The sequence below is a fragment of the Enterococcus sp. AZ020 genome (assembly GCF_050499205.1).
GTDB lineage: Bacteria > Bacillota > Bacilli > Lactobacillales > Enterococcaceae > Enterococcus_L > Enterococcus_L dunnyi.
Genome location: NZ_JBIPAT010000001.1, coordinates 1,701,524 through 1,723,659, shown reverse-complemented (window position 1 = coordinate 1,723,659; position 22,136 = coordinate 1,701,524). Strand labels below are relative to the sequence as shown.

Here is a 22,136-nt window from a genome sequence, read left to right as displayed (position 1 = left end):
GCTCCTCCTAAATTCCTCGTATCTCGCCCATTTCAGACGAATCAAACGAATCAATATCCTTTTGTAATTCCGTGACTGCTTTTTTATAACTTTTGACACACTTCGCCAAATCTTCATGATATTGACTAACAATGCCTAAATACATCAGGTAACTGTTTTTGGATTCTCCTGTCCATGTCTGATCATACCCATTGCTGCTGGATACAAGTTTTTTAGCCACATTTAAAGAAGCACTCATCGCACTTTCTGCTTCTGCTGCGCTGCTGATAACTTCTGAAAGTCCACCTGATTTTATATCAACATTTCCCATACTATTCTCTCCTTTCTCTCTAGTTATCTTGGAATGATCTCATGGTTCTTAAGAGCTTCTTGCTGTCGATTGATTTTTTCTAATGCTTGTCTAGCAACTTCTTTGTAATGATCCTCTTCACGCTGTTTCTCTGCGGTATAAAGATCGCCATAATGCTGCGCTTTGTTCCCCGCTGTTGTAACTCCATCTGAAATACTATCGTTGCGACTTTTTATTTTTTTACTTAGTGACTGCAATTTCTCTACCAACTCACTTATTTTATCTAGTGTATCTTGATTAGGAATTCCATTGCTGGTAGAAACACCACTAAACTTACCTTCAGCAGATGTGATCGCTGTTTCCAATTGTTCTAAATAAGATGAATGCTCTGTTAACGCAGTGGATAGCTCAGTTTTTAAGGTAGTATACTTTTGCTTCTTTTCTAAATATTCGCTAGTTAAAAACATGTCTTTACTCCTTTACATAAAGTTTGGTTCTATATAAAAATTTACCAAACATGGAGATTCATAACAATAACACTTGTGTAATAATAAAATTCCTTATGAATATTTTTAAAAACATTGTGTTGAAATTGTCACAAATGAAAAAGACACTTTCCGATTTTGGAAAGTGTCTTAAGGTATTTTCTACATAAAATGATTCAATATTCTATACGAAAACCAATATTTCAATTTTTTACTAGTTGATTGATTTCAACATAGCTAAAATACTTTCCAGCTGCCTACTTTCAAAACCCACTAACATTTTGTTGATTTCTTTCAGATAATAATCTTTCGTCTTTGTTTCATTAAAAAATTCATTTATAGGAACACCTAAATATTCACAAATAATATAGCATTTATTTAGTATTAAGAACTATGCTTTATTAAAGATAACATTATAGAAAGAAAATTCAGAAGGACTATCAGATATATTAATCTTTAAAGTTTTTGTACCCGTCGTATCAAATTGATAATGTTGAGAAGCTATTTGAGCATTAATAGTTTCCTTATATTTTTCTTTACCATCTAAATCTATTGTCAATTTACCATCTCTGATATTACTACCCTCTGAAATATCAGATTTACTTACATCGAATTCTATTGATGAATATTTATTATCTAGTCTAATAAGCACAAATGAATCTTGCCAACTTGAAGATTCTAAAATAAAACCATCGGCCAACTCTTTTCCAGCTACAGTATAATCATCGGGAATTTCATGGTCTTTGTTACCAAAGCTCTTATATGATTGTCCACTGTATAATAAAGAATAGTCATCGGATAGTTGTTCTTTAGATACTTTATTTCCTTGGCTACCGATATAGATAGTGCTATTATCTTCATCATAGTTAATATCTTGAGATAATATTTTTTGTAAGGCTTGATCGTTTATATAGACAGAATCATTTACCAAAGCAATAGAGATCTGATCTTCGACTTTTAACCCATCTTCTACAAGATTGACCTTCTTCAAATCAGCATAATTTTTACTATTTAAGTTATCAATTTTTTCATTGGCTTTTTTTTGTGCCATACTAGCCTCTGATATCAATTTATCTTTTTCCTTTATTTCCTCTTGTAATTGTTCCGTCTCTATTATCTTTTTCTCCATTTCAGGGAAAAATACTTTAGTCCCTTCTTGTGGAAGAATAATTGGTAATAGCAAAGCAAACAAAGGTATTAGTTGACCAATAAGTAATGCCCATTTTTCTTTTTTATCTTTTTCTCCTTTTTTTATTCTACTATAGGCGTAAAATGACAATCCTAGGCTGACAACTACAACAAAACATATAATATATTTAGACAAATCTATACCCTTGAGTTATGTTCAAAAAACATTATATCAGTAATTATATTTTTTTGAAACTGCTTGTAAGAATTTTTACATTTATTCGATTTGGGTATGACATGCCTTTTTGTCACTCTTATATAATCAGATTTAACGAATCTTTAGTTTCAGTGATCGAGTTCTTATATTCAAATGGGTTTGTAACCAAAATCGCAATTAAATCAGAAAAAGACACTCTCCAAAATTTGGAAAGTGTCTTGAAATGTTGCAGTTGAATGGTACTCGATTTCCGTAGAAATCTCTGCCCCATATTGTATTCGTAAGCGAATAAATTCGCAACGACTCCAACAATTAACGTTTTGAGAATTGACTAGCTTTATGAGTTTTTCAAAAATATCAATGAGTTGATTAATATTCTGATAGATACGGTTTTCACAAATTTCAATATAGTTCAACGTTCTCGTACTTAATGATGTTCCCACAAATACGTGAACCAGATCACGACTATAATAACTATATAACAAGCTATATTAAAGAAATGAAATAGACCTTTAGATAGTTCTATTAATCTATGTTTCTACTTCAATCTAGATCATATTCTGTATTTACTTTGAATCGTTTTCTCAAATTTGGATTGACGCCAACATAAGTCACACGATTTTCTTTAAATAATAACAATTTGTTTTCATATATTGAAATTAATTCCTTGCCTGACTATTTAACAGATCAAATTCCTTTTGTAACATGTCAATAATCTCACTTTCCAGATTAACTATCTCCTTAAATTGCTTATCAATATAGTTCAAATTGGTTTTTTTAGCTATCACTGCCTTCATTAACATTAAAAATAAATTTGACCATTTACTATACGAATTTAAATATTTATTTTCCAAATTGGCTCTTTTTCTTAATTTAAAGAAATCTGCTGCCTGTTTTCTACTTCTACAAATCTTATTTATCTCTTCTAGCAGGAAATCAACGGTAATGAAGTGTTTTTCTCTGAGTGCACATACGATATCCGTAGCCATCTCTTTCAATCCAGATAACCCACAATAAGATCGATAATTCTCATAATCCTCATATTGTACTGCTTCTGTCATTATTTTCAAATTGTCTGCTATGGCATCAACTGTACTGATTGTTTTTGAGGTATATCTTGCTTTTTGCAGATCAATCAGTTTGCAATTTAAGTGTTTTTGAGATTGATTCCACCATGAAATAAGTAGTTCAGGTTCAACTTCATCTTGATAGTTAAAATAGTTATCTTGAACGAAGATCTTATTTTTTTTCACTTTAATAATCAATGCATGGACATGATGGTTTTTCTGAAACATATGACAATAATTCAAATAGAAATAGTCTAGTTTTATTAAATATTCTCCCTGCTCTCTTATTACCTCCTCTATAGGTGGATTAATGGTTTCAATAAATTGAATGCCAAAATACTTATTAAGATAATAATCGTAGTAATGCGGTTGAACATTGACTATGTTCTTTTCATTATTCTGGCTTTTGTAGTAGTTTAATCCTGCTCGCCAAAAAAAATTTTTGTAATCAATATTTAATTCTATAAGTTTTTCTGCAATGAGTACTTCAAAACAGTTTAGTTGAGGTTCCTGTAACATTTATCCAATCCCTCCTTTTCATTATTTTAGAATAATGTTATCGCAAAAACATGTATCCCTAAGTGCCTTGGAAACTTTACGAAACTAACATTAGTTTGCTGATGCAAGTTAATTTCAATTTCAAAAAGTGATATTCCTTGTTTCACAATACCAGAAAGAGAGCTTTGTGATACAACATATTCAGAAGTATAAAATAATTTTGCTTTCTTTTCCGACAAAGAAGTTCGATGCATAAACGGGAAAATCACTTTATATTCAGTCGTTTTATCATTTTCTCCTATAATAATCGATTCGTGATAATCTCCGTAAAGACCTAATGCTATTATTTTCACTACTGAAACAGAATCACTGCAGTGAATATCAACAATATTTCCTGTACATTCAAAATTATCTAAATCATCCGCATAGTGAATGTCATAATTGCTTTTTTCAAAAGTGTTTGCTGGTGGTACAGGAAACCCTGAACCTAATGGAGTTAGAGTTACTTTTTTGCTGGCTTCACCGCACTGAAAAGCTTTATTGTTAAACTGATTTATAATATTTACTTTGATCATTCTGTCATTCCCCCTATTAGAGAATATATTGAAACGTATTCCCATTTGCTTGTAGAGTATTTAAAATATTTAAAGATTTTTTTCTTAGATGTCAGCAGTAAATTTAATTTTTTCCCTCAGTCATCTCCTTGTTTTGATTATTTTATGCTAACCTTGAGTATAGTTAATCATATGAATACTCCATTGTCTTTATATAAGATATTTTTCAAAATACAGGCTCGATTTTAGTAGTAAAGTTCATTTTAATAATAAAGTTTTGACAATAATATTTCGAATATTTTATTGCTAAATACTACTCATCGAAGGATATAATTCACTAAAAAACTGAACGATTGATCAAAGTTTCCTCTGATAAATCATTCAGCCTTCATTACCATTTTTTATTTTATCTAGACAATTAAATATAGTAATCCTAATCATCCTCTTAAACTTGTGATCTCAGTTTCCTCTTTCATTAATTTTACGCAATATACCCTAAACCCAGTATAAGTTTCTAAGATTTTTCTCAAATTCGAAAGACGTTCCCGATCCTCTTTGATATCGAGTTGCATTTCATAATATCCACCTTCAGAATACTTATTTACTAGATAGAAATAGGCGCGCATGATCTGGCTTTCTTCATCATAATGACTGTATACATCTTTCCCGTAGCCTAATGTTCGTCTAATTATTTTCGAGGCATCCGTAATATTATCGGCCTGTGATAATATAGTGCCATATAAATTACGTGGTTTCTCAGAATTAGAAGCACGGTGGTCCTCAATAGCCTCCATCATTAACATGACTTCTTTTTCAGAATATTTACGAGAAATAATTGGATCTTGCGCTAGTAACTGTGCAGAATAATAATGATGACTTCTCCTCCCTTTACTTAGCCCAATATCATGAAAATACGCTACTATTTTCACTATTTGAAAATCTACAAACTTGAACAACTTGGCTATACTCAAGGATCTTTCCAAAACCTCCATGATGTGTTCTGCATTGTGTCCTTGGTCAAATTCTGAATAAATCGGTAAAATATGGGTCTTTAAATAGTCATCCATACTGGAACAATTTGAGTCATGATTTTTCGCAAGCATTTTTGATTTTACACTACTCAACACTTAACAATGCCTCCTCTTTATCAAGTTCTATAACTTTTCCATCTACTACTTTTAAGAATCGGTTACACTTCTCTATGGTAGATCTGCGATGAGAGATAATAATAAGGATGTTTATATGTGTCCAAAGAAAATCAAACTCAGATAAAATATTTCTTTCATTACTTATATCCAAAGAATTAGTAGCCTCGTCAAGAACAAGAACTTCTATTTCTCTAAGCACTTGTCGTGCAATCATTATTCTCTGCTTCTGCCCACCCGAAAGCTTCATCCCCTTATCACCAATATCGTGCTTGTAACCTGCCGAAAATTTCTGCACAAAATCCAGTAAACTGTTTTTCTCCATGTTCATTTGATATTGTAGGCTGTTCTTTTTATTTAGACCAAAAAAAAGATTTTCCTCGATCGTTCCTGAAAAAAGATTTGCATCTTGAAAAACAAAACCAATTCTCTTCAATATAGCACTTTCTTCAATCTCTTTGATAGCATTTCCTGATAAAAGAATTCTACCTTGATCAGGGGATATAATTCCTGCAAGCAATTTCATCAATGTTGATTTTCCTGAACCACTGTTTCCAATAATCGCTACTTTATCACCTCTATTAATAACAAATGAACAGTTATTCAACACAGGTTTATGATTGTATGAAAAATAAATATTCTCAAATTTTATAGAATCTATATTTCCCAGTATCCTTTCATTTTGAAGAGTTTCTGGTATTGTTTGAACATTAATCAACTCTTCAGAGATGTTAGCGTAGTATGGCTTGTCGTTGTTCAGGTGGTTGTTTATAGCCGTCAATTGATTAATAGATTGGAGAAAAAAATTGAAGTAGGATATAAAAACCAATAGAGATCCTACTGTCATTTCATTTTGTATAATTAGTAAGCCACCAAAAAAATATAAACTAAATTTTGCAATAAATTCATTTTTTACTCTTGGAATAATTCTGTTACTAATCACCCAAAGATTCGTCCATTTCCGGTGATATGATGCATAATTTTGTGCTAACTGACTAAACTTTTCCATCTGAAAATTCTGCATTCCAAAAGCCTTAATGTCTTTCCAACCATAAACAGAATTTTTAATCCAATTTGAAATCGTCCGATCATTTTCCCGATTCTCTAAATTCATCTTACCTTGCGCTTTTGAAATCATTCCGTCTACTACAATTGAAACCATTGAAACTATGAACGCTAAAAAGCCAAGTTTCAGATTAACCCAAAACAATAGCAGGATTGCTGTGATCGCTGTAAAGAACTGAACAATGTATCCTTCAATTTGCTCAGATAAAAAAGTATATACTGACCTTGTATCTGTTTCGATATTTATAAACTTATCCTCGACATCCAGCTTACTTAATGCAGATAAACTTTTAGAAATCTCTTTTTTCCATAACAGCTCCTTCACTCCTCTAACTAGAGCAAATGCATTTTTGTTACTCACTTTAAAATAAATCATATTAATCGCACTTTTAACAATATAAGCAACCACGTAAAGTAACAGTAACTGCGGCAATATCGTTATTCTCTTTCCTAGAATTACTTCATTAATGAAACTTCTATATAGCAGTGGAAATAAAAACTGAGAAGCAGACAGCAATAAACACAGGAATCCACTGAATAACAAAAGTTTTCTTTTTATCAGTCCCTTATAATTAAATGTCTTAAATAAACTGATCCTAGTTTTAATTGACCCATTCGCTTTAATCATATCCCCCTCCTGTATTAAATAGTTTCTTTAGCTCGATTGATCGTGTAAACACTTCATTCGGTGTGCCTGCTTCAATGATTTTACCATTCTTTAGCATGATCACTTTGTCACAATAATTGGTATTACTCAATTTGTGGGTTATCATAATAGCTGTTTTATTCTGAGTCAAATTCTCCCACGAAGCTAAAACTTTTGCCTCAGATATTTTATCTAATCCCCTCGTTGCCTCATCAAAAATAAGAATAGCTGGATCCTCAAGGCAAATTCTGGCAATTCCTAACATTTGCAGTTGTCCTCCAGAAAAAACATTCTCTGTATCACTTATCAAAGTATTCAATTTTTCTGGCTGTGTTTGAAGGAAATCACTTAGACCTGCTCGATCACAGGCTTCAAGAATTTTTTCATCACTAATACCCTTTTTGCCCATAGTGATGTTTTCTCTTAATGTTCCTGGAAACACCAATATCTGCTGCTGCACAATCCCAATATTTCTTCTCAAACTTTTTACAGAAAATTTTGTTATATCCTGATTATCGATATATATTCCACCTGACTGTATCTCCATAAATCTTAAAAGTAATAATGCTAGCGTAGACTTTCCACTACCACTTTCACCAATGATTGCAACTCTTTCCCCTGGAGAAATTGAGAGTGACACATCCTCTAAAATAGCTGCTTTCTTTTTATAACTGAAATTGACTTTACAAAAGTCAATCTGCCCAGCAGTTATTTGGATATCATCATAATCCGCATATTCTTTTTCACTTTCTGAATGAAGAAACAGCTTCAGCTCATGGATATTGTTTATTCTTTCTTGTGCAACCAAATTAGAATGAACAATAGCAGATAGACATTTTCCTATATCAAAAAAATAGATGAGAATAACTGAAATCATTCCTATTGTCAATTGATTTCTATAAGAAAACATCGCTAAAAGGCTGTAAATGATCAACTGTATAATAAGGTTGATCCCTTCATAAAGAATTTTCAAATTATTTATCGAAGTATCTACTTTTAACTTGTTATCTAGAAGTTTGTTATTTTCAGAGCTAAATATTTTTATAGCATTTTTCTCACCACTTAATAATTTTATTTCAGTAAAATTAGCCAACAAGTCAAAAATTCTACCATCATATCTTTCTTTAAATACTCTATTGTTATTAAATAAGCTATTTATTTTCTTATTTAGTAACGTAGAAAAAAATACCGATATAGGTACCAGCAGTGAAATAAGTATTCCGAGTTGAACATTCATTATATAAATATAGGCTAGACAAAAAACGACATTAAAAAGATTATTGAGATTAAAAATAATGTCTTTTATCAAAAATGCCAAACAATCATTACTATACTGATTAACAATTGTAACAATTTCACCTGCTTTTTTATTAATAAAATAGATTGATTTGCTCTCCAACAAATGCTCGTAGGCCTTCTTTTTGACATTCATAATGAAACCAGTAGTTAAAATATCGTGTTGTTTATACATATGTACATAGAGAAAAATATAGAAAAATAAAAACACGACAATAAGACTACTTATTGACAAAAATAAACTGATATTTTTATAGTAGACAATTTGATCCAGCATTAAACCAAAAATAATCGGTGTAATGATATATAAAAAATAATCAAAGAAACAGCTAATAAAAAAAAGTAGCAGATTTCCCTTATACCCCTTCAAAAAAATATCAATAAATTTATAGGTACTGAAAAAATTTTCTTTTCTATTCAAAAGTCTTCCCTCCTCTGCAAAATAATACTTCTAAAAGTGAGAGTTGTTTCGTCGTATATTCCAGAATATATTTTTCTTTTAAACGTAAGTGTAACTCTGTGGGTTCTTTAGCGAGAAAATCAATATAAAGGTACGTTCCCTCTTGATCAACCACATTCCCTACCTGAACAGTTTGATTTCGTTCTTTATAAATATATACTCGATTTGCAATTACATTGTCACTTCCTGTAAAACAATAACTTTTTGATTCACTTTTTTTTACTAGCGTAACAGTTTCTACCGCTCTAATATCAACAGGTATCTTAATTGCAATAACTGTTGATATTGTGCAGAAAAACGTAACGATCAAAAAATATTGGATAATACCATATGCTTTTTTCATCTATTTCTATCCTCATTTGTATTTTGATAGCCGTTGCTGAATCATTGTTCAGAAAATATTATTTGTGAAACATACTATGCCGTCCATCATCCAATAAATAATCAGATGATGGATAAATATTAAAATCAGCTTGAATAAGAAACGTTAAAATACTGTATCCTGATTCGTAGGTTTTCTTATTTTCTATCGTTTCTTTTTGATTCTTTAGATAACTAATCATTTCGAGTATGTGGAAAACAAGATAGAAAATTTGATTTTTTTTAAACGTCTCATCAATTCTACCTATTCCATATCCGTATAAAAAATGATTTATTGTTGAAGTATCAAAATGAAAGGTTCGCCAAAATAACTTAGCAAAATCATACTCATAGTGCCCAACAATCGCTCGTTCGAAATCAATTAAGTAAACTTGATCTTTTTCATGATTGTAGATGATATTATCTGGAAGAAGATCGTTATGGAGAATTTGGGAGGTAATTTCTTGTTGGGTCTGGTTAAAAATATTTTTTTCTTTCAAATAATTTATTGCAAGAACAAGTTGCTGGTCTTTCATTTTTGATTCAAACTGCTTAACTCTATCATTGACATACACCTTCCAGTTTACAGGCGAGAATATATTTGTCTGCTGATTGACCAGTTGTCTGGAATTTTTATGGAAACAACATAATGCTTCACCAATTTTTCTGGCCAGTTTGAATTCTTTATCCGAGGGCTGCTCTTCACTAAATTGTACAATTTCCCCAGATACATATTCCATTATCACCGAATAAATGTTGGTTGTTGATGTTTCATTATCTATAAACCTATTTAAAATAAATGAATCACCATAAATCAACTTTAAGCAGCTTGTATCTGTTACAAATGAATGCTTAGATCTATAGAATTTTAAGACTCTTCTCTGTTTGCCATTCTTTAGAAAATATAGATTATTCGTTCCAAATTTTGATTGAATTCGTTCAATTTTTTCTGGCATACTATCATAGGTTGCAGATAAATATTCTTTAATCAACTCATTATTCATAATCAGATACAAGCCTATTTTTAATCAGATACTTCTTATAAGCAGAATCTGACAAAAGCCCCTTGTCAAATGTCAAGCCGTCAACAATCTTGTTAATACTGTTCAAAACGTTATCAATTTGATCTTTTTTGTGTGAATAATTAATGTTAACATTATTAAAACAATAAAACAATATTCCCTTATTTATCGATGCACCATAAAATTCATTCCCTAAATCTTCAGTCTCAAATATGATATGAAAAGCCGAAGCATCTCTGTAAAAACATTTTGCCGGGAATTTTTTTTTTAAGAAATAATTTGTCTAATTCCTCAGCAAAGTACCGTCCTAAATTTTCTATATATGAAGCAACATTATATTTTTCAAGCAGTTCAATTGTCCTTATAGATGCACTTATGGAAGAGGCTTCTGTATCGAATGTCCCTGATAAATGAGTTTCTTCTTCCGCAAACATCAACTTCTCAAAACCTGCTACTGCAGAAATCGCATATCCATTTCCCATAGCCTTACTAAAAGTAGCTGCATCTGGAATTATCCCGATTTTACTCTGAAATCCTTCTAGACTCGTTCTAAAACCTGTTTTTATTTCATCAAATAGGAACAAGGTGTGATACTTTCTCGATAGGTAAAAACATTCTTCATAAAATTCTTTGCCAAAGAAACAGGGCTCTGGTGTAATAAATATGGCTGCTACAGAACCCGAATATTTAACTAAAAATTTTTCTAAACGATCAACGTTATATTGAAAATCCAATGTATAGTTGCTGTTTTCTGTTAGAACTCCATTTCGTCCCCCAGTAAAAGTATCGTGCCATCCATGGTAACCTGATGTTAGAATGATCTCTTTTTTAGTATATGCTCTGGCTAATCTTATTAACGCAGAGGCCGCACAAGATCCTGTTCTAAAAAATCTGACCCTTTCAGCGCATGGAATTTTTTCATTGATTATTTTTGCCAGTTCATTTTGTATAGGATTACTCAATGGCATAAAATTAGACATATTTATCTGATTGACAACCTGCCTGTTCACTTCATCATTTGCATATCCTAAAATTATCGCACCTTTTCCAGAAATAAAATCTACATATTCATTCCCATCGATATCCCAAACAACAGAACCTTTTGCTCGTGAAAAATAAATAGGAAATTTTTCTATTGGTCCTAATTTATTCATTTTTTTTACACCACCAACAATCAATGATTGTGCAACATAATACTCTTTTATTGATTTAGTAAATTCCATTTAGTGATTTCACTTCCTTTATATAAAATCATTATCTGTCTGTTTTATATTTCTTGTAATTTTTTATTTTTATTTTATTCAAAATAAATGTTAGCGCAGGCAAATTTCTTGTAAAAGAATATAATATAACCCCTATTGCTGTGAACAGCCAATTGTATCTTTTTTCATCGATTAAGTTTCTTTTCATTAGCTGATGCTGGAGCAATAGACAAAAACAGACATTTGTTGCTATTAAAGTACTCAATAGCAAAAAATAGGGGAGTTTAGTAAATGAAAGTAACAAACAGATCATCAAGATCGATGGCCCAAATAGCCATGACAAGGTATCTCTGATCAGAAAACAGATAGTAAAGTAATATGAACGTAAACGATAATAATTTTTCTTGTGATTTTTTTTGTAATAGTTCTTATAATTGAATACATCAAACATACCTGAAAACCATGTCATTTTTTGATTAAATAATGAATAGATAGTACTTGGATTCAACGTATTATCAATGGCTAAAACAGGTATTATCGGAATGTTCAGACAACTCAACAAGTAACCTGTATATAAGTCCTCCAAATTAGTTTTTTCATTTAATTTTCCCATTTTCCCATAAAAATCCATTCGGAAAGTCATTCCATGCCCAATCATGTACCTACTTCTTAACTTAAACATAAAAGATTTTTTTTTCCAACTATCGGAAGTTCTTTTCAACATAGGATATTCATAGCCCAGACTCCACCTAGACTGATACAGTGCACTTCCTTTTAAGTAGTAGCCAATCATTCCAGAATATTGTGAATAATTTAAAGTATAAACCCTTATCAGCTGTAACACATCAGGAAATTCATTTTCTTTTATCTCTTTGACAAGTGAAGCTTCTAAATCAGCTGATGGTTTACAATCAGCATTATAAACCATAAAGTAGTCATTTGGAGATTTCTCTATTCTTTCATTATTGATAGACTTCCAGCAATAATTAACCTGAGAAGCCATACAGCCGGTATCATTTTTTTCTTCCAGTAAAATAACATTTTTCCAATTGTTTATTTTTATTAGTTCTAATACTGATTCGTAGGTTGTTTTTTTATCTAAGTAGGTTGCTTGAATGGACGTCAAAACTTCTTTAAATTCTTCAGACTGATGCTTTTCACAAATCTGTATAAGTTCTTCCCTATCAAATAAATGATTATATTTTTCACAGATTGAAAAACTCTTTTCCCCCTCACATATACTCCAAGCCAATTCTTCTAAATAACGATAATTTTCTTTTTTTTCACTATTTTCTTTTGAAGTGGTTACTATATAGATTCTAACATTCACAGTCTTAAAGCAAGATAATAAGTCTGTTATTGTTTTTTCGATAATATTCTGTTCTCTTAAACAAGGAATACAAATATTCAATGTAAAGAGACCATTATCAGATTCCTCGACCAATGCTGGGGTTTTTAATTTGTTCAATGTCCGTAAAATATTATAGTTAATTCTTATATATCTAAAAAATATAAATAAAAATAGCACTAAAAACATTTTTTTATAGGGCCTCCTCTTGAACTATAATAATAACTTGCGGTATTCCACATAATTCGTTCCCCTAATTTCCGTATTAAAATCATAGGTGGTTTTAATTGCAGCACATCTTCACATCTAACAAAACACTTTGTAACTATTTTTGTAAGCTGTGAAGGCTTACAGGTGATCTCCGCCATCCCCCAGTAAGAAAATAATTGCTGAAGAATTATTTTTATTGGATAAATTCTATTTTCAAGTTTAAAATGCTCAATCTTATTCACCAAACTAGTGTAATCATACTTCCCGATTTTTAATAAAAAAATCAAATCCAAATATTTAGATAAACAAGTTCTGGTATACCAGTCTTTACTAATATTGACAAGTGCCAAAATAATTTGATTTTCATCACTTACTATTTCTATCTCTTCGTTTAGCAGATAATTTGTTTGGGCTTCCTTAAAAAAGATATCAGGATAATCCAAGTCCCCATAATCAATATTCCAATGTATCTCAATCGGAACATTCTGTTTAAAAGCAGTATAGTGATAGTGATTGATTAAACTATCTTCCATTTCTTCTCTGTTAATAAAAAATCCATTTTTTTCTAGACTATCTGCCACAGTATAGATATCTTTTTTTCTGATCAACAGATCAATGTCTCCAACTATTCTCATATGGTAATGATTGTATAGACGTTTTGATAGTAAAGTTCCCTTTAAAGGAAGCCAACTGATTTCGGCTTGTTTAAATATACTAGCCAGCTCAACTAGCAACTTTAAGTGCTTCTCACTCTTTCCAAGTAATTTTTTTTCATATTGCTTTAAACATACTTTATTTTTTTCTTCCTCATTAAAATCGGTTTCAACCAATACATTAGGATAACTTAAAAAGAACGGTGTTAATTTATGCTGGTATAAAAAAGTCGATATTTCCTTAGTTCCTCTGTCTAAAGAAAACTGGTTTCCTTCAGTAGCCAGTCCAGTAAGGATCTCAATAAATTTCTGACTATTCTTTTGCATCTGCATTCCTTTCATTATTCAAAATCATTTAATAACTGTTGACTATCATTAAAAATATTTTTCCCAAATTCAATTTGATAAACCTTTGTTTGTTCAATCATATGGTCAACCAATTTTTCAGAGTACTCTATAATGAATTGATCGGTCTCTCTTCTTTTTTTTAGCCATGGTTCAATCCAGTTTTCATCCAAAGGACTCATACATTGTTCCTGCAATAATATCGCCGCCTTCTTGCTGTCCATTTCTGAAACATGTATATCGGATATATTCAGATTTATTTTCGGAAAAATAACCGTTTTCAGATAGGCCTGTTCTTTCAAGTTTACGGCGAACAGCTCTTTTAATTCTTTTGAAGTAATTTCGAGTTTCACAGCTGAACCAAAATCTGCATGTTCATCTAGAGCCACTTGATTTTTAATTTCTTCAACTTGTGGCCTACTCCATTTTTGACCATCGTTATTCACTTTCTTTGCTAGTTGTGGAATAGCAGCTATCGTTCCACGGCCAATTCTCATAGAAATAGGAAAATACTTTATTAGAAATCCTTGTTTTGTTTCTTTAACCAGCAATCTATCATTAGAAATATAATCTGCTCCATTTAAAATCAGTGAAAGTAGCATAGTTGTTTTTCCAGAAGCCTTATCTCCACAAACCATAATGCCACTTTCTTTGAAGACAACTGCTCCAGCGTGAAACATTATGAAACCATCATCTTCAGACGTTCTAAAAATAACTTCTCTCACCACCCTAAATGCCAAATTAAAATCGGCCTCATTTTTTAGAATAATAAAGTAACATAAATCTACTTTTAATATCAGATAGTGCGGGGTTTCCGTTTCTTCGATATAGACTGCTCTTTCTTCTCCAATTTCATATTCTTTATGGAAAATGCCGTCTTTAAATGTTTTTATCAAGTTATATTTTATGTGCTCTAATTTATTAAGCATGTTTTCAAATAGAGTAGGAGAAGTGATCATAACAATTTCAAACTGTCTTGTATGATTTTTTTTGTCAGCTCCTGTATGTGAATATTCTTCAATCAATTCATCAATTTTATCTAAATCTCTACTGTTCAGTGAATAGAAATGAAATTGAGAATCATAAAATATATATCCTTTACTCTTATTCAACTCTTTTTTTCTATTAAAAAGCTCATATATTATCTCATTCATTCTTTCTCTACTCCTTCTAGATTTACAGTCATTGTCTATAGTAAAATCAAGACTGCCAAAAATCTATTATTTTATCTACATAGTCTTGCCATTCCATAGCGGTAGTGTTCAGTATAAAACCCTCTAAGTTATTTTCTGCATGCACCTGTTTTAACTTACTCTGTTTTTCTTTAAACATCTGAGTTAATTCTTGGGTATTAAGATGTAACGAATCTAGATAAGCATGCCATGCTGGGGCCCGGTACTTCTTTGTTAACAATACAGATCTCTCTTCTATATAATCTTCGTCCATCTGCAATAATACTTGTTTTGTATCATGCTTTCTTAAACTATCTAGTACCCGCTCTTCTAATTCTTTCGTTACCTCATTTTCTATAAAACTGTTACTCATGGAATTTTCCAAAAGCAGACCTATCTCTTTTTTTCCTTCCATCCGTTCAAGTATTGCAAGAAATTCCTCTATAGTTTCATAAAACTCCTGCAAACTTTTTTCTAAGTCCTTATATGCATTTTGAGAGTGATAAGCGGATAAAAAAAATACAGATGAAAAATTTAATTTTTTACATTCTGTCATCATTTTTTTAAATAAAGTAGATTTTCCCGAACCAGTTATACCTGATAACATCATTATTTTCATTTAGTCACTTCCTTGTGTCACACATTGAAAGAATTATCTCTGTATAGTTTTTCCAATCTTTCCCACTGGTGTCGATTCTCAAACCTTCACCCACATTTCCTTGTAGTTTTTCCTGCATCAATAGCTGTCTTTCTGTAAAAATTTTTAGGGCCTTTTCATTTCCACCTAAAGCTTCAATGTAATTTTTCCATCCGCTCTTCCTATACATTAAGGTTTCCTCAATACATCGTTTTTCCAGCGATGTTTCGGGTAGTTCAAAAAACACTGTTTTAAATCCAAGTTTCTTTACTCGTTGATCGATTCTTATAAATTCTTCTTCCGAAATTAAACCTCGTGAATAAGCATTTAGATGAAATCCTTCAAAACAGACACTAATTTTCTGTTGCTGTCCATTCGATGTTTTATCTAGTTGCGCTTCAAAAAAAAGCTGATCTTGGTGCTCTATGAAACTTAAAAGCTGATCAAATACATACTCAGATTTATCGGCCATTGTTTCAAATGTTCTAAGTGTATAATACTCTGATAGCAACAGTATATTTGGTTTTATTAGTTTCAACTTTAATTCTTTGAAAACACTTGATTTTCCAGATCCTGTTACTCCTTCTAAAATAATTCTCATCTTACCTTCACCTGTTCCAATAAAGCTAATTCACACTTTTGACAAAAAAAGGCTTTCGCTGGATCTGTTTCTCCATACATTTGCTCTCTTATACTATTAACTTTTTTTGAATCCCATATTTCTTTTATAGTTTGGGTTTTCAAATCACCAATAATCACTTGCCTTCTCCAATCCTGACAACATAACGATACTGTACCATCGTAATTAATTGCCAATCGATTTTTCAAATAATCCGATTTACAACCGACAACTTTATATTTATTTTCTAAAAACACCTTTTCATTTTTACTACCGTTATTTTCAGCGCGATCTAAATATGGATAAACTTTAAATTTTACTCCCAACTCTTTAAAGTATTTTCTTGCAACTGTAATTTCTTCTTGGCTTATTAAGCCAGCTTTATCTATCATGGTGAATTGAATAGTCATTAGTGATTTTTTCTGCTTTACTTTTTTCAGAAGATAAAAGAAATTATTCCATGTATTGATGTAGTCCAGTCCCATAATTGACTGATATGTCTCATAAAAAAAGCCAAAAATACTACACCTTAGTTCGCTGATAAGTTCTTCTTCTACAATAGCATCGATTGTTTCGTAGGTAAGAATCGAAAGATTACTTGAAACTTCTACATTACAACCTATTTTTTTTATTTTTCTTAGTGTTTTTAAAAAATCTCTATCCAAAAAAGGTTCATTATTCAAATAAGGTTCAATATTGATAATTTTATGTCGATAATGCTGACATTCTTCTAAAATTTGATCAATCAGTTGAACTTCCATTTTCCCGAGAGGTATTTCTTTTCTAACTTGCGGATGTGGACATACCTTACAAAAAGCATTACACTTTCCAGAAAATTGAATCTCTATATATTCTGGAAAGTCAGAAAATTCTGTAAATTTTTTATTATTTTCAAGCTTTCCATCATTTCTCAACATAGCTTTTTCTTGCTTCTTTAAATTTTCCATACTAAATAATTCCCCATAAATAAATAATCAATATCTGACTCTAAAAAACAATCAACTGCATCCTGCGGACTTTCACAAATAGGACGCCCTTTAATGTTAAATGATGTATTTAACACAATAGGAATCCCAGAAAGTTTATAAAATTCCTGTATAATTGAATAAAATTGTGGATTGAACGTTTTCGTTACAGATTGTACTCTCGCTGTTCCGTCAATATGAACCACAGAAGGTATTCGAGAAATCACTTCTTCGTTTGTCTCCGGAATTAGTAGCATATACTCATTGTTTTTTATCATTCCAAAATATTCTTTTTCGTGTTCTGCCATCACTGCTGGAGCAAATGGCCGATAGCTTTCTCTAAACTTTACTCTATTATTTAAAATATCCTTCATTTTTGGGTTACAAGGATTTGCCAATATACTTCTATTGCCTAAACTTCTGGGTCCAAATTCAGAGCCTCCTTGATACCAAGCAATAATCCTATTTTCCTTTATGAGTTTTGCTGCAAGTTTTTCACAGTTAGCTAATTTACTGTAAAAAATTTTATCTTGCTGTTCTTCCAAGCTTTGCTCTATTTCTTCATGATTGTACGAGAAACCATAAAAATTATTTTTCAGCCCTTTTTTTGAGCTATTATTTTTTTCGTAAAACATTGATAATGCGGCTCCTATTGAGGTTCCAGCATCGTTTGCTGCGGGGGAAATAAAGATATTTTCGAATTTTGTGTCCGTTAAGATTTTCTGATTAGCTAATCCGTTTAACCCAACACCTCCAGCAATACATATGTTTTTACTTTTAGTAATTTCATATAAATAATCTGCACATTTAACTACTAAATCTTCCAAGATCTTCTGAGCAGTAGCAGCCAAGTTCGTTTTAGTTTCCTGCTCACTTTTAGTTTCAGCTAAAACTTTCGCTACGTACTGCCTGATATTCTCAATTTCAATCTCTACCTGTCCTTGTTCAAAATGAATAAAATGCTCAAAATCCTTTTTATATACCGGTTTCCCATAAGAAGATAGGCCCATCAATTTTCCTGATTCACTGTGAATCTTATTATCTCCACCCATGCTTTGACATCCGAGCATTTTTGCTATCATGGAATAAAAATAACCTATTGAATTATTCGGTTTTTTTACAACCCCATTTTTTATCTCACCATCACCACTCACTCTATCCATAAGTGTAATTCCATTTTTTGTCCCTCTATAATATGAGATAGTCTCAGTTGACAGCCCTTTTGGGTCCTTTATGAGACTGCCACTGTGATCAATCACCAAAATAGCTGCATCTTCAAATTCAGATTCATAAAATGCACTTGCTGCATGGGTATAGTGATGATTATAAAGTTGATCTATCTTCCCTTTTACACAATCAAAATAGTCCTTATTCAATAAATCATTACTGACAAAATAGTCAATTTCGTCTTCTTTAGTATTCGTTTTTTCAAGAACATATTTATAAGCCAGATTCTCTCGTAAATCACAGCCATATCCATATTTTTTTTTCGTCAATCGCTCTTCCTCAATCGCAATTTTAACTTCTCCATTTTCAACTAAACAAACTGAAAAATCATGAGTTGATCCTCCAAAACCAATTATTTTCATAGTTCCCTCCTTTTTTAATTTACCGTTATTGGACTTTTTCTTTCTGCAAACACTTTCTCAGGACAAGCTTTAATTCTTTGTTTTCCAAAGCTACACCTCTGTAATCACTTGAATTTATTTTGTTATATAAACTATCTAGTTCTATTTGATTGATAGAACTAGCATACTCAGTAAAATGTGGAATCTGCAAATTCCCAAACATTTCTATCAAAGTCTGTTCAATACAACTATTACCGATTGCAATCTCAAGATTCTTCATTTTTTCATCGATCTGCTTATCCTTAGAACGAAGTTGCTTTATCGTTTCTACTAAAGTGAATACACTCGCAAAACCATGCGGTATTTTATATGTCGGTCCCAAGACATCACTTATATGATGTGAAAAGGTCAAACCCACACCAGTTGCGAAAGACATCGTTGCTAGCAATCCTGCCAAAAACATATTTTCTGCAGCTTCTTCATTCTGATTATTTTGATATAGTTTTTCAAGATTCATAGTAATAAGCTTTAGTGCAGAGATTGAGAATAGACGACAAATTTCATGCTTATCATTAACAAGATAAGATTCTAGTGCATGAGACAAAGCATCTACTCCAGAGGCAGCGATCTGTTCTTTCTTCAACGTTTTTGCTACTAGTGGATCAATTAATGCGATATCTGCAAAGCATCCTCCGTTACTAAATCCTCGCTTAATTTTATGTTGTTCATTATATAGTACAGTTCCTCTGGTAATTTCAGCGCCAGTACCTGCAGTCGTCGGAATCAAAATCATAGGAATTTTTTTCTCGGCCAAAGTTGAGTTGGGGACGAGATAGTCTTCAATATTATTGGCTTTAGCACTCAACAATATATTGACTGCTTTTGCTGAATCCAAACAACTGCCACCGCCTATGCCAATGATTCCATCATAAGAGCAATCCATAAATAATTCTGCAATTGCGTTAATAGATTGATCTGTAGGTTCACATACTACATTAGGACAAACATCTACGCGGATGCTATACTTACACAATTTTTCTCTCATCTCTTCAAACCATTTTTTTTTGCTAACTTCTTCATTTGTCAGAATTAAAATAGTAGACATATCCAGCCTGTTTGTATATTCTAAAATCTCTTTCAAAATCCCTTTTTTAAAGTGCACCTCCACAGGTAAATGGTACTTAAAATCATGTATCATAGTGCCTCATTCCTTTCTGAATTATTGATATCTTTCCATACGATTAAAGTCAAAAATACGTTCTCCAATATGCAAGGAATCAATTATTTTTGTTTTTCCATCAAAAGAATACAATTCATGTGTCTTATCGGATGGATATTCTTTTATTAGCTCTAAAATTGAAGGGTCCTTTAAACCAAAGAAGTCATTACAAATTGAAAAGGCATAGAGTACTTCATCAGATACTTGAAATTCTTTCACTCTGGCGAGAAAAGAATCTAGTTTTTTTTCTTTCAATACTTTATGAATCAAAATGTGAACATCACAAAGCTTATACAACGCCAAATCTTTGTATGTCTTAACTTTTTCCAGTGATACAGCTTCTTTATAAAAATGGATACAGACGAAAAGAAGTAAATCGATTAAACTCAATGAAAAAAAAGACTTCATATCTTTTTTTTCAACATATAAAAATCGACTGTCATGCATCTTGTTTACATATTCATCTGTTCTGTTGGTTGAAAATAAGTCCAACGAAAATTGAAAGTCCAGAATATGATAATTCAGATACTCATTATCCACTTGCTTAATCAAGGGATAGATTTCATGAGAAGACAGAGGCCTCATTAATACTGCTTTTCTAGAAGCTTCCTTAATACCATTATGAATATAGTCCTTTTTCCCAAAAACATATCCTTCATCTTTAGCAATTCTGACAATAGCATCTAGATCTTTTTGTTTAACAAGAATATCATTATCATTAAAACTTCTATATATATCTTCCGGATACCCATATTCAGCTAGGGCAATACCTTTGACTAAAACATATTCAATCGCTTCTTCAGTCATTTTTTGGGTAATCCTAAGCGTTTGTTCTTCTTGTGCACTGTTGATACTTTGCAATAATTTGTTTTCCTGATCTAAAATCGTTATAAATCGATCATATGAACACAAAAAGTTTTCTTTTTTAAAACAGTATTTCTTTACAGTTGCCCAAGAAATACCGAAAATTCGATGCATTGCTAACTGGCCTAAAACAACAGACCAATCCAATCCATTCTCCATCAAATGAATTAGTTCAAACTCTTCTTCCTCATCTAAATAATATTTAGCCAACAAAGTAACTAATCTATATTCTTTTCTCATTTCATTGATTTTCATATTTTTCTCCAATTGATTAATTTTTCAATAAATGAATCTAAAAAACAAACTAATTCTCCTGTTAAGGAAATATTAGAAGCTGCTACTGCCTCAACTTCTGACTCTCTAACACTAACTCCAACACTAGCTGCTTCTAACAATTCAACGTCATCTTTATCATTCCCAAAGAACATCGTATTCTGAAATGTAGATTCCTTAAATTCTGAAAAAAGAAACTTTGATGCCCCTTCTTTTTTTGTTATTTCAGGAAAAATCCTTACAGTGTTAAGTTTTCTATACTGTCTCATACCCACACCTGCTACCTCTAAACATTCCAAATTAAGCGGTGTGTTGGGAAATATATAAATACTTAATACAGCTTCTCCTCTTAGCTTTTTTTCAAGTAAATCACTTGATACCTCGACTAGTCTACTTGAAGCCACTTGAAAAACCATTTGATATTTTATTCTACTTTTTTTATTTACAATATAGATGTGTTCTGAACAGACAATTGCATAATCATATCCTTTTTTAGTAACAAACGTAATTATTTTTTCTACACTTTCCGAATTGATTCTGCGAATAAATTGATTTTTTCCACTTTCTGAATAGATAATATTTCCAAACTGTCCCAAAGATTTCTCATAAAAATATTGACCTGTTTGATTCTTTTTGACAAATTCTTCTAGACTATCGTATTCTCGTCCACTGATAATAATAGAGATAATCCCTAATTTTTTTAACTGATCTATCCTTCTTAAAACTGGCTGTACATTATTATTTGCTTTTGTAATCATCGTTCCATCAATATCAAAAAAACAGTATTTTATTTTTTCAATTTCCTTCAACTCTTCTCCTCTTTTCAAAA

The 22,136-nt window shown here is 31.3% G+C and carries 21 protein-coding genes; all 21 read right to left on the bottom strand.

Annotation, left to right across the window (positions count from 1 at the left end; translation table 11 throughout):
• Positions 1 to 7: 7 nt before the first annotated feature.
• The 21 genes from IGI58_RS08380 to IGI58_RS08280 all read right to left on the bottom strand — a co-directional run bounded on the left by IGI58_RS08380 (position 8) and on the right by IGI58_RS08280 (position 22,116).
• Positions 8 to 310, bottom strand: coding sequence for a hypothetical protein (locus IGI58_RS08380; RefSeq protein ID WP_087640484.1), 303 nt, complete (start codon positions 308 to 310; stop codon positions 8 to 10).
• A gap of 23 nt (positions 311 to 333) precedes the next feature.
• Positions 334 to 756, bottom strand: coding sequence for a hypothetical protein (locus IGI58_RS08375; protein WP_429953817.1), 423 nt, complete (start codon positions 754 to 756; stop codon positions 334 to 336).
• Positions 757 to 1,165: 409 nt separating this feature from the next.
• Positions 1,166 to 2,098: a hypothetical protein gene (locus IGI58_RS08370; RefSeq protein WP_429953818.1), complete on the bottom strand. Its 933-nt coding sequence runs from the start codon at positions 2,096 to 2,098 to the stop codon at positions 1,166 to 1,168.
• A gap of 680 nt (positions 2,099 to 2,778) precedes the next feature.
• Positions 2,779 to 3,705, bottom strand: coding sequence for a hypothetical protein (locus IGI58_RS08365; protein ID WP_429953819.1), 927 nt, complete (start codon positions 3,703 to 3,705; stop codon positions 2,779 to 2,781).
• Positions 3,706 to 3,731: 26 nt separating this feature from the next.
• Complete coding sequence (locus tag IGI58_RS08360) at positions 3,732 to 4,259, bottom strand: hypothetical protein (protein WP_429953820.1); 528 nt, start codon at positions 4,257 to 4,259, stop codon at positions 3,732 to 3,734.
• A 416-nt stretch (positions 4,260 to 4,675) separates the two neighbouring features.
• Positions 4,676 to 5,362, bottom strand: coding sequence for an HD domain-containing protein (locus tag IGI58_RS08355; RefSeq protein ID WP_429953821.1), 687 nt, complete (start codon positions 5,360 to 5,362; stop codon positions 4,676 to 4,678).
• Entirely contained in the window at positions 5,355 to 7,076 is a 1,722-nt protein-coding gene (locus tag IGI58_RS08350) for an ABC transporter ATP-binding protein (protein ID WP_429953822.1), read from the bottom strand. The genes IGI58_RS08355 and IGI58_RS08350 overlap by 8 nt, the downstream gene beginning before the upstream one ends.
• Positions 7,069 to 8,811 (bottom strand): ABC transporter ATP-binding protein, encoded by a 1,743-nt coding sequence (locus tag IGI58_RS08345; RefSeq protein ID WP_429953823.1) that lies wholly within the window; start codon positions 8,809 to 8,811, stop codon positions 7,069 to 7,071. The genes IGI58_RS08350 and IGI58_RS08345 overlap by 8 nt, the downstream gene beginning before the upstream one ends.
• Positions 8,804 to 9,193, bottom strand: a complete 390-nt coding sequence (locus tag IGI58_RS08340; protein WP_429953824.1) for a hypothetical protein — start codon at positions 9,191 to 9,193, stop codon at positions 8,804 to 8,806. Before IGI58_RS08340 ends, IGI58_RS08345 begins: the two co-directional genes overlap by 8 nt.
• Positions 9,194 to 9,251: 58 nt before the next feature.
• The gene (locus IGI58_RS08335; protein WP_429953825.1) at positions 9,252 to 10,214 is read right to left on the bottom strand and encodes a phosphotransferase; all 963 of its coding nucleotides are present in this window, start codon (positions 10,212 to 10,214) and stop codon (positions 9,252 to 9,254) included.
• 224 nt (positions 10,215 to 10,438) lie between these two features.
• Positions 10,439 to 11,455: an aminotransferase class III-fold pyridoxal phosphate-dependent enzyme gene (locus IGI58_RS08330; RefSeq protein ID WP_429953826.1), complete on the bottom strand. Its 1,017-nt coding sequence runs from the start codon at positions 11,453 to 11,455 to the stop codon at positions 10,439 to 10,441.
• Positions 11,456 to 11,486: 31 nt separating this feature from the next.
• Positions 11,487 to 12,971, bottom strand: a complete 1,485-nt coding sequence (locus tag IGI58_RS08325) for a hypothetical protein (RefSeq protein ID WP_429953827.1) — start codon at positions 12,969 to 12,971, stop codon at positions 11,487 to 11,489.
• Positions 12,962 to 13,987: a nucleotidyltransferase family protein gene (locus tag IGI58_RS08320; RefSeq protein WP_429956320.1), complete on the bottom strand. Its 1,026-nt coding sequence runs from the start codon at positions 13,985 to 13,987 to the stop codon at positions 12,962 to 12,964. The genes IGI58_RS08325 and IGI58_RS08320 overlap by 10 nt, the downstream gene beginning before the upstream one ends.
• Positions 13,987 to 15,144 carry a hypothetical protein gene (locus IGI58_RS08315; RefSeq protein ID WP_429953829.1) on the bottom strand — a complete coding sequence of 386 codons (1,158 nt, stop codon included), beginning with the start codon at positions 15,142 to 15,144 and terminating at the stop codon, positions 13,987 to 13,989. The genes IGI58_RS08320 and IGI58_RS08315 overlap by 1 nt, the downstream gene beginning before the upstream one ends.
• A gap of 46 nt (positions 15,145 to 15,190) precedes the next feature.
• A complete protein-coding gene (locus IGI58_RS08310; protein ID WP_429953830.1) occupies positions 15,191 to 15,781 on the bottom strand; it encodes an ATP-binding protein in 591 nt (196 codons plus the stop codon).
• A gap of 4 nt (positions 15,782 to 15,785) precedes the next feature.
• Positions 15,786 to 16,400, bottom strand: coding sequence for a hypothetical protein (locus IGI58_RS08305; RefSeq protein WP_429953831.1), 615 nt, complete (start codon positions 16,398 to 16,400; stop codon positions 15,786 to 15,788).
• Positions 16,397 to 17,365 (bottom strand): radical SAM/SPASM domain-containing protein, encoded by a 969-nt coding sequence (locus tag IGI58_RS08300; RefSeq protein WP_429953832.1) that lies wholly within the window; start codon positions 17,363 to 17,365, stop codon positions 16,397 to 16,399. The genes IGI58_RS08305 and IGI58_RS08300 overlap by 4 nt, the downstream gene beginning before the upstream one ends.
• Complete coding sequence (locus IGI58_RS08295; RefSeq protein ID WP_429953833.1) at positions 17,353 to 18,972, bottom strand: carbamoyltransferase family protein; 1,620 nt, start codon at positions 18,970 to 18,972, stop codon at positions 17,353 to 17,355. Before IGI58_RS08295 ends, IGI58_RS08300 begins: the two co-directional genes overlap by 13 nt.
• A gap of 25 nt (positions 18,973 to 18,997) precedes the next feature.
• Entirely contained in the window at positions 18,998 to 20,149 is a 1,152-nt protein-coding gene (locus IGI58_RS08290; RefSeq protein WP_429953834.1) for an iron-containing alcohol dehydrogenase family protein, read from the bottom strand.
• Positions 20,150 to 20,170: 21 nt separating this feature from the next.
• Positions 20,171 to 21,289: a nucleotidyltransferase family protein gene (locus tag IGI58_RS08285; RefSeq protein ID WP_429953835.1), complete on the bottom strand. Its 1,119-nt coding sequence runs from the start codon at positions 21,287 to 21,289 to the stop codon at positions 20,171 to 20,173.
• Positions 21,286 to 22,116, bottom strand: a complete 831-nt coding sequence (locus IGI58_RS08280; RefSeq protein ID WP_429953836.1) for an HAD hydrolase family protein — start codon at positions 22,114 to 22,116, stop codon at positions 21,286 to 21,288. Before IGI58_RS08280 ends, IGI58_RS08285 begins: the two co-directional genes overlap by 4 nt.
• Between the last annotated feature and the right edge of the window lie 20 nt (positions 22,117 to 22,136).